Consider the following 15394-nt stretch of genomic DNA (forward strand, 5'->3'; position numbering starts at 1 on the left):
TATGCTCCTTTTTAAACGCACTCTATATTAGAGGAGGAAGGAAGAATGGTTATGTCACTGAAACGGATGCCCATCCGCTGGAAAATTACAATTCTATCATTCGGAATTGTTCTTTTTGCTATTCTGATCGGTGGCATCATCATTATTGGAAATACAATAGAAACGAAGGAAGAGTCACTCGGAGAGCGTGCCCTTGTGACAGGAAGAACGGTAGCAAATCTTTCTGCATTGAAAGAGGGGCTGACAGAATCAGAGGGGTGGAAACGAATCAATCCGATGGTGGAGAGGATCAGGACGATCAACAGTGCAGACTATATCGTCGTCCTGAATATGAACCGCATCCGATATTCCCACCCTGTGGATGAAAAGCTTGGTACCTTATCTTCAGGAAAAGATGAAGGACCTGCTTTTGCTGAGCATAGCTATACCTCAAAAGCGAAGGGAGAATCTGGGATAGCTGTAAGAGGATTTGTACCTGTGATGAATAACGAGCATGAGCAAATCGGTGTCGTCATTGTCGGCAATCTCCTGCCATCTGTACAAGAGATCCTTTTAAAGATGAAAAATGAAATCCTCTTTGTTCTCTTCTTGACTTCCTTGTTCGGGATTGCAGGATCATGGCTTCTTGCAAGGCACTTGAAAGAGCAAACCTATCGTTTAGAACCTCATGAAATCGTTCAGCTGCTAGTCGAACGGACGGCGACTTTTCAAGCGATGAACGAAGGCGTCGTGGCAATTGATAAGCAAGGGAAGATTACCATCATGAACGAGAAAGCGAAGACGATTCTTGGTCTTCACGGAGATTACACTCATCAATGGATCAAAAACGTCATTCCAGACATTAAATTAGCGGAGGTCCTTTCTTCAGGAGAAGTTGCCTTCAATGAAGAAATCCGTCTGGGGAGCACGTTGATCATGAGTAATCGAATTCCCATCCGTGTCGACAATGACACGATCGGAGCGGTGGCCATTTTTCAGGATCGTACTGAAGTGACCAAACTCGCTGAAGAATTGACAGGGGTAAAAGCGTTTGTGGATGCATTAAGAGTCCAGAACCATGAGCATATGAATAAACTACATACCATCGCAGGCTTGATTCAACTGGATCAAAAGGAAGAGGCCTTGAACTTTGTCTTTGAAACTTCAGAGAAACAGGAAAAATTATCGAAATTTTTGGTGAACAATATTAAAGATTACAGTTTATCCGGCTTGCTCTTGAGCAAAGTGAGCCGCGGCAAGGAGCTGGGGATTGAAGTAGCGATTGATGAACAGAGCAGCTTGAATGAATACCCGCCTTTATTGGATGAACATGACTTCGTTCTTATCCTGGGCAACTTGATCGAGAATGCTTTCCACTCTTTTGACGATGTCGAACGAGACCAAAGGTGGATCGATATTTCGATTACCCAGAACAGTCAGATCTGCACGCTCGCTGTCGAGGATAATGGGGAAGGGATTCCTGAAGATGAACACACAAAGGTCTTTGACAAAGGTTTCTCGACTAAAGGAAGCAAGGGCTCAGGAATAGGCTTGTATCTAGTGAACAATATCGTAGAGAAAGGTTTAGGAGAGATAGAAGTCATCTCCAAACAAGGGGAAGGGACAAGCATCGTCATCCATATCCCTATGGCATATGAGGAGGGCGTATATGAGCAAACAACAACAGGTTATTGAAGTATTGTTGATTGAAGATGACCCGATGGTCCAGGAAGTGAATAGGCAATTCATCGAGAGAGTCTCTCCATTCAAAGTGATTGATATAGCTTCTGATGGAAAAGAAGGCGTGCGTCTCGCTGAAAAGTTATCTCCACATCTGATTATCCTTGATATCTACATGCCGGGTTTGGACGGAATGGAGACATTAAAAGAGATCCGGAATTATGCCTTTGATGTCGACGTCATTGTAATCACTGCTGCCAATGATAAAGAAGTGATCCGTTCAATGTTCCAGAATGGGGTGGTTGATTATATCATCAAGCCGTTCAAATTCGAAAGGCTTCAGCAATCGCTGCTCAATTACAAAACCTTTCATTCCCAAGTAAGCGGCGAAGGGGCCCTGCAGCAAGCACAGGTGGATGGATTGATTGGCAGTTATGTCCAGGAAGGAATAAAGGAGTTACCTAAAGGGCTGAATCAGCAAACGCTGGAACAGGTTAAACAATTCCTTCAACAAAGTGTCCGTGCCTTATCTGCAGAGCAAGTGGCGGATGGGATCGGAATGGCTCGAGTGACAGCACGCCGCTATTTAGAATATCTTCAAAAAATAGGCGAAGTAGAGATTGAAATCCAGTACGGGGAAGTTGGCCGTCCTGTGAATCGTTATCAAATGAAAGTGTGAGGGGGCTGGGATAAAAGAATTTCTCCACTAGAAAACCCGAACGAATCGTTCGGGTTTTCTTTATGAAGCAATACATACGCCGCTCCGGCAACATACTTCGCTTTCCGCGGGCACGGCCTCAGCCTCCTCTGAAAGCAAAGACCGCTTTCTTCCGGGGTCTTCGCCTCGTGCTGTTCCCGCAGGAGTCTACGTATGTTGCCTACGCTTCATTTGATCCATTCTACTTTATTGTCCATCTTTTCCAGTGGCAGTCAACGTTTTGTCCCAGCCACTCTTTTTTGCCTATCGATGACCAAAAAGACCAAAATGTCCAATATGTTCATAATATTCTAAAAGTATAGTGTAAGCGTTATCATTATTTTTAGAATATTAAGAATTGGGGGATGGGAAAATGTTAAAACGATTATTATTTGTATTAGCCCTGGCGCTTACAACGATTTTAGCTGCTTGTGGAGGTGATGGCGGTTCTGAAGAAGCTTCAGGTTCAGGGGACTCTGGATCAGAATCGATTGTTTTCGGAACAGGGGGGACATCAGGGACTTACTATCCTATCGGTGGTGCGTTGAAGCCGGTATTTGAAGAAAGTGACAGCATCGATAATGTCACGGTCGAGTCGACGGGAGCCTCTGTTGCGAATATCCAGAATATCAAGGACAGTCTGAACCAGATGGCGATCATCATGAGTGATGTCGGCTATGATGCGATTGAGGGCAACGGTCAGTTCGAAGGGAACGCTGTCGAGGTGCAAGCGATGGCGGGAATGTATCAGAACGTTGTCCAAATTGTCGCACTTAAAGATAGTGGGATAACTTCCATCGAGGATTTAAAAGGGAAGAAAGTAGGAGTCGGAAAAGTAGGTTCAGGTGTAGAACAAAGTGCTAAAAAGGTCCTTGAAGCGGTAGGCCTTACTTATGATGATCTATCAAAAGTGACCCACACCGGTTATGCGGACAGTGTCCAGGAAATGAAGAATGGCAACCTTGATGCTGCTTTCTTTACGTCTGGCGTACCGAACAGTAATATCACCGACCTGCTGCAGCAAACGGATATCAATTTTGTTGAAATCAAAGGAGATACGGCAAATGCTTTGATGGAAAAGTATCCTTTCTATAAAGCGAATACGATCGAGGCTGGCGATGAAGCAAGGTATAACTTGGAAGAACCAGTCGAAACCGTCGGAATCCAGAATATGATCATCGTGTCCCCTGACTTGAGTGAAGATGTCGTCTATGACATGACAAAACGCTACTATGAGTACCTTGGAACTGAAGGAGTGTCTGTCGGAGCATTGAAACAATTGGGCCGGGATGAGATTGCCAAAGGCTTGATTGCACCACTCCACCCTGGGGCCAAGAAATTCTATGAAGAACAAGGCATTCTGGAGTAAAGGGAACAGGGCATCGATCTGGTGCCCTTTTTTATTCGATGAAATGGAAGCATATGATATTGTTCGCAGCTGTCATGGGGACGGTTATCGCTTTACTTATGATTGTTAAAGTTCCAGCGCTGACCATTACATCACAAGGTACGGTGCAAAAATTTCACCTTTATGAAGAAGAAGCGGAATTCAAAGTAAGGTGGAAGCATTCAGTTGAGAAGGAAGAATGGGAAGAAATGTTCGTTTTGCAGGACGGAATGATTGAACTGACAGGTACCCGTTTTAAAACGTTCGGGGCAGGGGTGCCGAGTGATACCGGGGATCGCACCTATATCAAGGATGGCTGGGTTTACATGACTGGCATCGACCAGACGATAGGGAAAAATCTCTCACTAAGGACAGGCGAATCCACTGATCACCGTTTCATCTATGGAAAGGATGCCAACTTTAATCTTGATAAAAACAAAGCTTATCAAATCAATGTCGGTCAACATTCTTTACTGAACACAGTCAGGTACTACATTTTAGTGAAATTAAAGAGGTGAATAGGGATGAGTAAGCAGGAAAGCGGGACAGCTGAAAAGTACGACCGTGAAAGTACGACAAGGGTGAATATTGCTAAACCGGTCGCCTTGACGATATCGATCTTAGCCATTGCGTTATCATTGTTTCATTTATACACCTCATATGCAGGTTCACTGGTGGATATCAAACAACGAAGTATTCACCTCTATACATTGATGACGCTTGGTTTTCTTATGTATCCCTTTATAAGGAAAAAAGGGAGTAAGGGTGTTCCTTTGTATGATTACATCACGGCAGGTTTGTCCTTATTTGTAGCCATCTATATGCTGGCGACGGCTGAACGGATCATTCAATCCGGCGGGCAAATCAACGATATGGATTTTTATGTCGGGATCCTTATCATCCTTTTATTGTTTGATATTACCCGGAGAGTGACGGGCTGGGGCCTTGCTCTGCTTGGACTTGGATTTCTGATTTATGGATTCTACGTGAAATTATCCGTCTACCCGGAATTGACGATGCCTGTGCTGACCAATGTATCCAAACAGATCATCGCTCAATTGGTGTTCATCACAGAAGGGGTGCTCGGTACCGCGATTGGCGTATCAGCCAGTTATATCATTTTGTTCATTTTATTCGGGGCTTTTCTGGGAAGGTCTGGGATGGGGAAACTATTCAATGATTTGGCCCTAGCAGTAGCAGGCCATACCAAGGGTGGACCTGCCAAAGTGGCCGTCATCGCCAGTGGTTTCCTCGGGTCGATCAATGGCTCTGCCATCGCGAACGTCGTCACGACAGGAACCTTCACCATTCCGTTGATGAAAAAAATCGGCTACAAGAAAAACTTCGCCGGAGCCGTCGAATCTGCTGCCAGCGTAGGCGGCCAAATCCTCCCGCCGATCATGGGGGCAGCAGCTTTTATCATGGCGGAAAACCTCAATATGGCCTATACGAAAATCATTATGGCTGGAATCATACCGGCGCTCTTATTTTATGTCGGGATCTTATTGCAAGTTCATTTTCGGGCAGCTAAGCGTGGATTGAAAGGTTTGCCGAAAAGTGAGCTCCCTTCCTTGAAGGAAGTTATAGCTGAACGCGGACATTTGATTGTGCCGATGCTGACATTACTTTATTTGCTTTTCTCTGGGAAAACTCCCTTCTATGCCGCATTTTGGTCGATTATCGCAACCATCGTCATTGCAGGTTCAAAGAGAATGTTGCCTGTCATCGTAGCCATTTCTCTATTTTTGATTTTCCAACCGCAATTATCTGCTTTGATTACAGGAAGAAGCATGCCGAATGTCCGTAGTGATTGGTGGGAGCTGCTCCTTATCCTGGTAATCCCATTAGCTATTAATATAGGAAGAAAGCTGATGAATATTACCGGCGATGAAGTAGGAATTACCGACTGTCTGCGGGCTCTTGAGGACGGGGCGAAAACAACCGTCCCTGTAGCGATCGCGTGTGGTGCTGTTGGGATTGTCGTAGGAATCGCTTCCCTAACAGGGGTAGCACTGGAAATCGCGAACAGCATTGTCAGTATCGGCAGTGCCGTCGACAGTCCGCTTATCCAGTTGCTCATCACACTCGTACTTACGATGATCACTTCGATCATATTAGGGATGGGCTTACCGAGTATCCCGACCTATATCATCACAAGTACGATGGCAGCACCGATCTTGTTGCAGCTTCCTTTATACAGGGAATTGGCAGGTTCGACGGAGACAGCTACCTTTGTTGCACACATGTTCGTCTTCTACTTCGGGATTTTTGCCAATATCACGCCACCTGTCGCTCTCGCTGCCTTTGCAGGTGCTGGAGTCGCTGGCGGCGATCCGAACAAAACAGGGTTCCAGGCAATGAAGCTTGCCATCGCAGGTTTCATCGTTCCTTTCATGTTTGTATTTTCCCATGAAATGCTCATGATTGATGCGACCGTTATGAATATCCTCCTGATTACGGTTACGTCCCTGATCGGTGTTTTCCTATTATCGATCATGACAGAGGGGTATCTCAGAACGAGTATACCGGGCTGGTTACGAATGCTAGCAGGGGCAGGCGCTTTACTGCTCATTTATCCAGGCCTTGTGACAGACCTTATCGGGTTATCCGTCTTTGTGCTGATCTTAGTAACCAATTTGAAAAAAACGGATGAAATTCAGCAGCACCGTTCTGCACTTTAATTAGAAAGGTGGAGTAATCATGCGATTCACAGCGATTAAACACAATGGAAAAGAACAAGCAGCTGTCCTGGATAAGGCGTCAAAATCCATCCCGCTGCCTTCGATTAATGGACACTTTAACAAATTCTGGCCAAATGATTTATTTGAATTGCTCCAACCGCAAAATTTCAAACCCTTCCAGACTTGGTGGCAGGAACAACCAGCTGAGGAGACCGACAAGATCGAACGGGTCGCATCTCCGGAATACGGCCCTCTTTACCGCCATCCCAGTAAAATATGGGGGATTGGATTGAACTATGTCGATCATGCATCTGATTTAGATGAAAAAGCCCCACAGGGGGAACCGGCGAGTTTTATGAAACCGGACACGACCATCATCGGTCATGGAGATCGGATCTGTCTGCCCCATCAATCGGAACGAACGACGGGTGAAGCTGAACTCGGAATCGTCATCGGTGAGGAATGTAAGGACGTTTCCGTAGAAGATGCGAAGCAGGTGATCGCAGGATATACGACAATCATTGATATGACGGCAGAAGATATTCTGAAGCGTAATCCACGGTACTTGACTCGTTCTAAAAGTTTTGACACCTTTTTCAGCTTTGGTCCACAACTCGTGACACCGGATGAGATCGGGGATTTAGATCAACTGGAGGTAGCAACGATCCTCAACGGAGAGGTGCACCGGTCGAACAAAGTAGCAAACATGACCTTTCCACCATATGACTTGGTCTCTTTCCACTCCCAAGTGATGACATTGAAACCGGGGGATATTATTTCTACAGGAACACCAGGGGCCATCGTACTGCGAGATGGGGACATCATAGAATGTCAGATTGCTGGTTTTCCAGCTTTGAAAAACCCGGTCAACGATTTAAAAAAACAATAGAAAGGCAGGAACCCGATATGGATCTACAGTTAAAAGGTAAATCAGTGGTAGTCTTAGCTTCCAGTAAAGGATTAGGAAAAGCAATCAGTACGGAATTCGCTAAAGAAGGAGCTCACGTATTGATATCCAGCCGCAGCTCGGAAGAATTACAAACAACAGCAGCGGAGATCAAAGAAGTGAGCGGCAATCAACAAATTGACTATCAAGTATGCGATGTCACAAAGAAAGACGACATTGAACAGCTGATTCAAAAAGCCATCGATTGGAATGGAACGGTCGATGTATTGATCAACAATGCCGGCGGACCACCTGCAGGTACGTTCGATCAATTTTCAGATGAAGACTGGCAGAAAGCTTTCGAGTTGAACCTTCTCAGCTTCACCCGCACCATCCGCGAGGTGCTGCCATCGATGAAGGAGCAGCAACAGGGAAAAATCGTAAATATCGCTTCTTCCTCCATCAAACAAACATTGGATAATTTGATCCTCTCCAATACTTTCCGGGCAGGAATCGTAGGGCTCGCCAAAAGTCTATCTCAAGAATTAGCTGGAGATAATATCCTGATCAATACAGTAGGGCCTGGAAGGATCGCGACTGGCCGCGTAGCTGCTCTCGATCAAAAACGAGCGGACAAACTGGGGACTTCTGTGGAAGAGTTGAAGAAGAAAACAGAACAGTCGATCCCGATGGGGCGTTACGGAGAACCTGAAGAGTTCGCTAAATCCGTCGTTTTTCTTGCTTCTGGTGCCAATACTTACTTGACGGGTCAGTCGCTGGTGGTTGATGGTGGGTTAGTGAAGGCGTTGTAGAAGGTAGAGGGGTTTGGCAGCCCCTGGCCTTGTAAGGAAGTGAAAACATTCAGCTCAGGCAGTATGTATAAATCGTTACGACTTTGTTAGAGAATTCAAAAAAATATATTGAAAGCGTTTCAAAATAATGATAATATTTTTATGAACACCGATAGGAATCTGCATTTTGTAATGGCAGTTTGTCTTTTGACGGACGGGCTTTCCATACAAAAGATGTCAGAGGATCGGAGGCATTTCAGAATGTATTCAGAGCACACATGTTATGTGGTGGGTGAGTCCAAATCACCCGGGAACAATGCCATTACGAAAAAATATGAATCTTTTTTTGCGGGATTCGTCGTCGATACGACAAACCATGAGATTGTTGATGTCGAATGTACCGCAATGATGGATATTACGGTCTATTTTGTACATAGTCTGTTCATCGGAAAGAAGATGACGGACGAGGAATCGATCGAGCAGGCGATACGGGAGCGCTATTTCGGATCATCTCAAAAAGCACTGATTGCCGCTTTCAAACAGGCACAGTTGAAGTACTGTGACATAATGAATATAGGATAAAGATTGCTTTATCTCACTTAATCGTGGATAAAACCCAGTCGACAAGAAGAGTATTCTTGACGGCTGGGTTTTTTGTTTTTATACATTTACATCATTCAAGGGGGAATTGCTTTATGATCGAAAATGGATTTTTGTATTTGGGAGTGATTATCGGCCTGTCCGGTCTTGTCGCTGTCCTGGAGTCATCGAAAAGTAAGTTTTTCAAGGTTGTTCCAGGTATCGTCCTCATTTATTTTGGCGGGGCCATCCTGAAGACGACGGGCATCATCGGATCGACGGAAACGATCGACAGCACATATGGAAATGTCCGCGATGTGCTTTTGCCGATGCTCATCTTTCTCATGCTTCTCAATTGTGACTTAAGGAAGCTGGTCAAGCTCGGGCCGAAAATGCTGATCGGCTATTTTGCAGCTGCTTTCAGTATCATGGCTGGTTTCGTCATCACTTTCCTATTATTTCAAGGTTTCTATGCACCGAATACCTCAGAAGCTTTCGGTGCTCTGGCAGGAAGCTGGACAGGCGGTTCTGCCAACATGGTGATCATCCAGGGAATCCTCGAAGTGCCGGAAAATATCTTCGGTTATGCATTGATTATGGACACGATCAACTACTCGACATGGGTGATGCTCATGTTTTGGCTGGTGCCTTTCGCTGCCGTTTTCAACAAATGGGCGAAATCCAACACCGAGCATCTGGATGAAGTGACGCAAGAGCTGATGGAAGAAGATGAAGAAAAAGAAGGAAAAACGATCTCTTTTGTTCACATGCTTGGACTTCTTGCATTGGCGATCTTCGTCTCCGCTGTTGCTGCAGAGATCGGTGGTCTACTGCCGTCCTTCGGTACCGTAGTGAACGCGACGACATGGACGATTCTGATCGTTTCCATCCTTGGTGTAGTGCTCGCTATGACTAAACTGGCCAAAGTTCCGGGATCGATGGATATGGCGAACGTCTTTCTTTATATCGTCATTGCCCTCATCGCTTCGAGAGCGGACTTTTCCCAGTTGGGACAAGCTCCGGTTTACATCATCTCCGGGTTTGTCATCCTTGCTGTCCATGCGATCATCATGATGATTGTCGCGAAGGTGTTCAAGCTGGATCTTTTCACGCTTGGTGTTTCCAGCCTGGCCAATATCGGCGGCATGGCCTCCGCGCCACTCTTAGCCGGCGCCTTTCACAGATCGTTGATTCCGATCGGGGTACTGATGGCGCTCGGAGGTTCGTTCCTCGGGACGTATGGTGGTCTCGCGGTTGCTGAAATTCTGTCTAATTTGTAAGGGGGAAGGAAAATGAAAATTACCGATATCGTTTGTGAGAAGAGAACCGTCTCCCTCAAAAGACCTTTCAAAACCGCTGTCCGCACGGTGGAAACGATCGAAGTCATGGATGTCCGTTTGCAAACAGAAGATGGCAATGAAGGGTTAGGGTCTGCAACAGCGACGCTTCAGGTCACTGGAGATTCCCTTGATGGGATGATAGCGGCTGTCGAGGGACCGATAAAAGATGCTCTTCTATACGAGGACATGAATAAACGGAACGATCTTCTTTTGAAATTGGAAAAAAGCTGCATCAATAATTCAAATGCCAAAGCGGCTGTTGATATAGCGATCCATGATGCTTTTGGCAAACAATGCAACCTCCCTGTCTATCGATTGCTCGGCGGGGAGAGAGACGTTTTGGAAACAGATATGACCGTCAGCATCAATGATCCAGCCACTATGCAGGATGAAGCAGTGGCAAGAGTGGAAGAAGGGTTCGATGTACTTAAATTGAAGGTCGGTCATGAGGAAAAGGAGGACTTCCAGCGTCTTCTGAAAGTGAAAGAAGCGGTGGGAGACAACGTCCGTCTGCGCCTTGATGCCAATCAAGGGTGGAACGGGAAACAGGCGGTCCATTTTATTAATCGACTTGAAAAAGAGGACATCAATGTTGAATTCATCGAACAGCCCGTGCCCGCCCATGATCTGAAAGCACTGAAATATGTGCGGGACCATGTCCATCTGCCGATTATGGCGGATGAGAGCGTTTTTTCTCCAAGTGAAGTCCTTCGGTTGGTTGAGATGGAATGCGTCGATTACGTGAACATCAAACTGATGAAAGCGGGAGGACTGAGAAGAGCCGGGCAGATCGCTGATATCTGTGAAAGTGCAGGCATCCCCTGCATGATCGGAAGTATGATGGAATCGACCGTTTCCGGTACAGCAGCCGTCCACCTGGCTATGGCTCATCCGAATATTAAAATCTATGACCTTGATGCGCCGTTATGGATGAAAGATGAAGGATTGAAAGGGGGGATGAGTTACGAAGGAAGGGAAGTGACGGTAACTGATTTGCCTGGACTTGGTTTCTATTAATCTTTAATGGAGGGGTATGAATGATGAAAAAATATTGGCTGATCGCCTTAGTTATGCTGCTGAGTATTGCTTTTGGATCTACTGTACATGCGGATGATAAGGAAATGTATGTCGATGTTTCTGTTGCTACGTTGTGGAGTGAACCGGATCAAGCGAGGGAATTGGATGCCCCGTCTTTAGGTAACCCCGTCGACATGTGGGGTTGGACGGAAAGCATGACGGTCGATGAGAAGAGATGGCTTGTCGGTGAATTGCAGACTCAAGCGCTTTACGGACAGAAAGTGACGGTACTCGAAGAAGAAGGGGACTGGGTGAAAGTCGCTGTCGACGGTCAACCGACACCGAAAAATGAACTCGGTTATCCGGCCTGGATGCCGAAGAAACAGCTCTCTGATGAAAAACTTTACAGTGTACTGAAAGAGCGCAGACCTTTCGCGCTTGTCACAGCACCTACAGCTGATCTCTATGACCATAGGAATAAGAAGAAAGAATTCAAGGAAATCAGTTTCAATACACGCCTTCCTGTTGTAGCTCAGACAGGAGAGATGATTCTCGTTGCTACTCCTAGTGACGGAATGAAATGGATGAACAGTGAAGACGTATCCATTTATAAAGATAAGGAAGATATACCTGCACCAGACGGAGAAGACCTCGAAGAAACAGCAAAACAATTCTTGGGTCTGCCGTATCTATGGGCAGGAGCTTCCGGTTTCGGTTTTGACTGTTCCGGATTCACCCATACCATCCACAAAGCGCATGGCATCACGATTCCGAGAGATTCCTCTGTACAGGCAGAAAACGGGACTCCTGTAGCAAAAGAAGATTTGCAGAAAGGCGACCTGTTGTTCTTCGCGTATGATGAAGGAGAAGGATCTGTCCACCACGTCGGGATGTATATCGGCAACGGTGAGATGATCCACGCGCCTAATTCAGCAAGCACCGTTGAGGTGATCGATGTCTTTGAATCTGACTATTATTCAAGTGAATTTTCTGGTGCAAGACGATACATTGATTGATATGGGTATAAGTAACAGAGCGTCCAATGGCGTATGCCGGGCGCTCTGTTTTTTGATGACGAGTCCTGGCTCCCATCACGCTAGTAATTTAGCGTGATGGGAGTCAGGCATTTTTTGTTATATAAATATCCAGTTATTTTACAGCACTGTTCTTTAAAATGTTTAAAATATCCTGACCGAATTCTTCCGCTTTTTTGGGACCTATCCCTTCTATTTTCAACAGCTCATTAATAGTAGCAGGTTTCTTAATAAGAATAGATTCTACTGTATGATTAGTGAAGATATAAAAAGGTTTGACATTAAGTTCTTTTGACCGGTTGCTTCTAAAAGCAGTTAATGCAGCTCGTATTGCTTCATTATTCAGAGCCTTTGAGTTAATTCTTGACGTCTCAGGTTTATTAACATAGAAATCTCCGGGGTGATGGCTATTATGGTGACTTTTAATGATAGATAATATATCTTTTCCGAACTCCTGTACTCTTGTTTGTCCAATACCTTCTATTTCTAAGAGTTGCTCCACGGTGCGAGGCTCTGTTTCTAAAAGGCGATCTAATATTTTATTCGTGAAAATATAGTAAGGCTTAACCTTAAGTTCTTTGGAACGTCTTAAACGAAATTGAGTGAGGGATCTCTTTAAATCACCTTCCTTACGGTTGCTTTCACTTGTCTTAGGTTTATGGTTAGCGTCATTCTTTTCGGGCACTTCTGATATATCTAACTTATAATCCTCTAAGTTGAAAGTTTTCTCTTTATGGTATTCAAGGATGGTATCGGCTATTTCATACACTTGTTGGTCAGATATTAGTAGGGGGGATTTTTTCTCTAATTCATTTTTTATGAAATTCTTAATTTGATCATGTCGAATAACACTGGATTGGATATTGTCTGGTGCATTTTTAGAAACATCTATAATCGTTTTCGGATTTGCAAATGATACAGCGTATTTGACCGGGAGATTTGTTATTATACCTTTATCTTTAAGGAGTTTTTCCAGGATTGCTACATGTCTTTCCACTTGATTAATCGGGCTGTACATTCCCTCTTTGTTAATACCTCTATTATTCTTGGGAATGACTCGTTGGAAGTCACCCTGATCTGTTATATGTATATTTCCAAACAACTTTTTAACTTCTAGAACCATAATGAACTTATGAGTAATGATTACAAAATCTAATTGAGCATGATAATCTTCATATTCAAGGTACACATTATGCAAAATTACAAGAGGAAGCATTGAATTTTGAAGTTCAAATCGAACGTTTTTCTCTCCTGTTTGACCTATTGAAAATAATTTTAAGTGTTTTTCCACTTTTTTCAGGTTGATGTTTGGATCTTTCTTTTCTGACAAGCTAGTTAAGTGTGTAATCAAATTGGATGATTCACTAGATTCTTTATAAATTTCGGGTTCTTTAATTTCTCTTTTCTCAGTTAAAACGTTGAAAAAGTTTTTAAGAATAGACATTCCTTCCCCCACTTTCAAGTATTCATTTTTAGACAAAATATATGTATTTTTTTGTAATAGTAGTGTAATTATAGCAAAAAACAGAGAGTAATGGGGGCCAAATTACACATTTATATATGGTTAAATTAATTGTATTTTAAAGAAGAATGGGATAATGATCCCGTTAATCTCCATAATCAATAGACTGAGGCTGGGATAAAACAATAACTGCCACTCATGAACAATAGATTAGAATGGATCAACTGGAGCGTAGGGAACATATGTAGACTCTCCTACGGGAACAGCACGAGGCGAAGACCCCAGAAGAAAGCGGTCTTTGCTTTCTGAGGAATCTGAGGCCGTCGCGGAAAGCGAAGTATATTGCCGGAGCGGCGTAAGTACATATAGCTTCATAAAGAAAACCCGAACGAATTCATTCGGGTTTTCTAGCGGGAAAATTATTTTTCCCAGCCTTAGTGCGTTTCACAATCATCTCACTCATCTTCCACTTCAATATCCACGTCTTCTTCTCCGGCTGTCGTTTCAAATAATACGTTCCATTGATCATTTTTCTTAATGTAGTCAATTTCTTTTACACTTAAATATTGGGGATGTGGGGAAGAGCTTTGGATCTTTTCTTTCCCCTGGTTAACTGCATTTTCAATCACTTCAGAGGTTTTCATATCAGCACCTTCAGGTTGAAGATCTTTTAAGATTTCCGTCTCCTTAGCTCCTGATTGTGCCGGAAGAGATTCCATTACATTCGTGTAAGAGACGTTTACCCGGTCCCCCACTTTCACTTCCTCTGGACGGTTACTGAACCAAATCATATCCACAAGCATTTCATCTTCTTTGACTTCCGTTACGTAGCCCTTTAATTGATTCGGCTCCTCCACTTGAACAGCAATTTTAACTTCAGCATTTTCATTTAAATGTTGAAGCTCTTCGTTCGTTAAGGGTTCCGTCACATCGATCTTCAATTGGTTGGAAGATGTACATGTGCCAAAGCCCCATAATTTATCTTCTATAGAAGAACCGTCTATGATTTTGGATAAAGCATCATTCTGTTTTCTGAGCTCATTTGCAGAAAGCCTTACTTCTTCGATATGAATAGCATTTTCATTGAATTTTTGTTTGAGTTCATCCGCTGTTTTTATAAAAGCTTCTTTCACTTGCTGTTCTTCTTCATTCAACTGCTCTTTGAATTGAAGAATGATTGTCCCTTTAACCAGATACATGTCACCGATGTTTTTCAAATCCTCCAACGTGTAGCCTTTTTCAGAAATCCCCTTATTTAAGAATTCCTGCCGTTTCGATTGGAGTGTTGAGACTTGCAGCATTTCTGGATGATGTTCTTTCATTTCATCGGAAATCTGTTCTACATCATACAAATTTTGTTCTTCCTCAGATAACTCATCGAATGTGTCCCCGTCATAGTTTGGCTCTGGACAGGAGTCCACAATCATTTGATAGTTGTCCAAATCGTCCCCGCTTTTAGCCTTTTTCTTTGTTTGAGGTGGTTCGGATTGGCCGCATGCCGATAAAAATAAAACACTTAACACGAATAGGATTCCAAGTTTCTTCATCTTCCCATCCCCCTTTGTTAAATAAGTCGTTAAAAAATGGAATATGTTACGGAATAGCTGTGTTTACTTAGCCTACCTATTTTTGAGCTAACATAAAGCAGTTCTTTTTTAGTATTTCGGACAGTTCTATAATATAGAACAAATTCGTTCTAAAAAAAGAACGAAAAATGTTTATTTTGAGATAAACTTAGAAAAACGAAGATAATAGTAGTTTTTATGTTCTTTATAAAGGATAAACAGCTTATTTGAGTGTTTTCAAAAAACGGAGCAGCGTATATACTCAGGTTAACGAATTCTTAATAACGAACAAAATG

Annotated in this window: 13 protein-coding genes; 11 read left to right on the forward strand and 2 right to left on the reverse strand. The window is 43.7% G+C overall.

Annotation, left to right across the window (positions count from 1 at the left end; all coding sequences use genetic code 11):
• Positions 1-51: 51 nt before the first annotated feature.
• The 11 genes from HLI_RS15115 to HLI_RS15165 all read left to right on the forward strand — a co-directional run bounded on the left by HLI_RS15115 (position 52) and on the right by HLI_RS15165 (position 12053).
• Positions 52-1674: an ATP-binding protein gene (locus HLI_RS15115; RefSeq protein ID WP_206659668.1), complete on the forward strand. Its 1623-nt coding sequence runs from the start codon at positions 52-54 to the stop codon at positions 1672-1674.
• The gene (locus HLI_RS15120; protein WP_128525751.1) at positions 1649-2338 is read left to right on the forward strand and encodes a response regulator; all 690 of its coding nucleotides are present in this window, start codon (positions 1649-1651) and stop codon (positions 2336-2338) included. Before HLI_RS15115 ends, HLI_RS15120 begins: the two co-directional genes overlap by 26 nt.
• 391 nt (positions 2339-2729) lie before the next feature.
• Positions 2730-3725 (forward strand): TAXI family TRAP transporter solute-binding subunit, encoded by a 996-nt coding sequence (locus HLI_RS15125; RefSeq protein ID WP_128525752.1) that lies wholly within the window; start codon positions 2730-2732, stop codon positions 3723-3725.
• A gap of 38 nt (positions 3726-3763) precedes the next feature.
• Complete coding sequence (locus HLI_RS15130; RefSeq protein WP_206659618.1) at positions 3764-4261, forward strand: DUF1850 domain-containing protein; 498 nt, start codon at positions 3764-3766, stop codon at positions 4259-4261.
• 6 nt (positions 4262-4267) lie between these two features.
• Positions 4268-6424 (forward strand): TRAP transporter permease, encoded by a 2157-nt coding sequence (locus tag HLI_RS15135; RefSeq protein WP_128525753.1) that lies wholly within the window; start codon positions 4268-4270, stop codon positions 6422-6424.
• A gap of 19 nt (positions 6425-6443) precedes the next feature.
• The gene (locus HLI_RS15140) at positions 6444-7313 is read left to right on the forward strand and encodes a fumarylacetoacetate hydrolase family protein (RefSeq protein WP_128525754.1); all 870 of its coding nucleotides are present in this window, start codon (positions 6444-6446) and stop codon (positions 7311-7313) included.
• A gap of 17 nt (positions 7314-7330) precedes the next feature.
• Positions 7331-8122: an SDR family oxidoreductase gene (locus HLI_RS15145; RefSeq protein WP_128525755.1), complete on the forward strand. Its 792-nt coding sequence runs from the start codon at positions 7331-7333 to the stop codon at positions 8120-8122.
• Between the two features lie 240 nt (positions 8123-8362).
• Positions 8363-8683, forward strand: coding sequence for a DUF3870 domain-containing protein (locus tag HLI_RS15150; RefSeq protein ID WP_128525756.1), 321 nt, complete (start codon positions 8363-8365; stop codon positions 8681-8683).
• Positions 8684-8796: 113 nt separating this feature from the next.
• Positions 8797-9960 (forward strand): DUF819 family protein, encoded by a 1164-nt coding sequence (locus tag HLI_RS15155; RefSeq protein ID WP_128525757.1) that lies wholly within the window; start codon positions 8797-8799, stop codon positions 9958-9960.
• Positions 9961-9972: 12 nt separating this feature from the next.
• A complete protein-coding gene (locus HLI_RS15160; protein WP_128525758.1) occupies positions 9973-11037 on the forward strand; it encodes a dipeptide epimerase in 1065 nt (354 codons plus the stop codon).
• 23 nt (positions 11038-11060) lie between these two features.
• Positions 11061-12053 carry a C40 family peptidase gene (locus tag HLI_RS15165; RefSeq protein ID WP_128526911.1) on the forward strand — a complete coding sequence of 331 codons (993 nt, stop codon included), beginning with the start codon at positions 11061-11063 and terminating at the stop codon, positions 12051-12053.
• Between the two features lie 133 nt (positions 12054-12186).
• Here the strand turns inward: HLI_RS15165 and HLI_RS15170 are convergent, their stop codons facing one another.
• Positions 12187-13515: an HRDC domain-containing protein gene (locus HLI_RS15170; protein ID WP_128525759.1), complete on the reverse strand. Its 1329-nt coding sequence runs from the start codon at positions 13513-13515 to the stop codon at positions 12187-12189.
• Positions 13516-13988: 473 nt separating this feature from the next.
• Positions 13989-15080 carry a DUF3221 domain-containing protein gene (locus HLI_RS15175; protein ID WP_128525760.1) on the reverse strand — a complete coding sequence of 364 codons (1092 nt, stop codon included), beginning with the start codon at positions 15078-15080 and terminating at the stop codon, positions 13989-13991.
• Positions 15081-15394 lie beyond the last annotated feature (314 nt).

This window comes from Halobacillus litoralis, from assembly GCF_004101865.1.
Classification (GTDB): Bacteria; Bacillota; Bacilli; order Bacillales; family Halobacillaceae; genus Halobacillus; species Halobacillus litoralis_A.

Coding starts and splice junctions, on each gene's coding strand:
- HLI_RS15175 (WP_128525760.1), bottom strand. CDS start 15,080: ATGAAGAAACTTGGAATCCTATTCGTGTTAAGTGTTTTATTTTTATCG.
- HLI_RS15150 (WP_128525756.1), top strand. CDS start 8,363: ATGTATTCAGAGCACACATGTTATGTGGTGGGTGAGTCCAAATCACCC.
- HLI_RS15120 (WP_128525751.1), top strand. CDS start 1,649: ATGAGCAAACAACAACAGGTTATTGAAGTATTGTTGATTGAAGATGAC.
- HLI_RS15135 (WP_128525753.1), top strand. CDS start 4,268: ATGAGTAAGCAGGAAAGCGGGACAGCTGAAAAGTACGACCGTGAAAGT.
- HLI_RS15130 (WP_206659618.1), top strand. CDS start 3,764: ATGAAATGGAAGCATATGATATTGTTCGCAGCTGTCATGGGGACGGTT.
- HLI_RS15145 (WP_128525755.1), top strand. CDS start 7,331: ATGGATCTACAGTTAAAAGGTAAATCAGTGGTAGTCTTAGCTTCCAGT.
- HLI_RS15170 (WP_128525759.1), bottom strand. CDS start 13,515: ATGTCTATTCTTAAAAACTTTTTCAACGTTTTAACTGAGAAAAGAGAA.
- HLI_RS15140 (WP_128525754.1), top strand. CDS start 6,444: ATGCGATTCACAGCGATTAAACACAATGGAAAAGAACAAGCAGCTGTC.
- HLI_RS15155 (WP_128525757.1), top strand. CDS start 8,797: ATGATCGAAAATGGATTTTTGTATTTGGGAGTGATTATCGGCCTGTCC.
- HLI_RS15165 (WP_128526911.1), top strand. CDS start 11,061: ATGAAAAAATATTGGCTGATCGCCTTAGTTATGCTGCTGAGTATTGCT.
- HLI_RS15115 (WP_206659668.1), top strand. CDS start 52: ATGTCACTGAAACGGATGCCCATCCGCTGGAAAATTACAATTCTATCA.
- HLI_RS15160 (WP_128525758.1), top strand. CDS start 9,973: ATGAAAATTACCGATATCGTTTGTGAGAAGAGAACCGTCTCCCTCAAA.
- HLI_RS15125 (WP_128525752.1), top strand. CDS start 2,730: ATGTTAAAACGATTATTATTTGTATTAGCCCTGGCGCTTACAACGATT.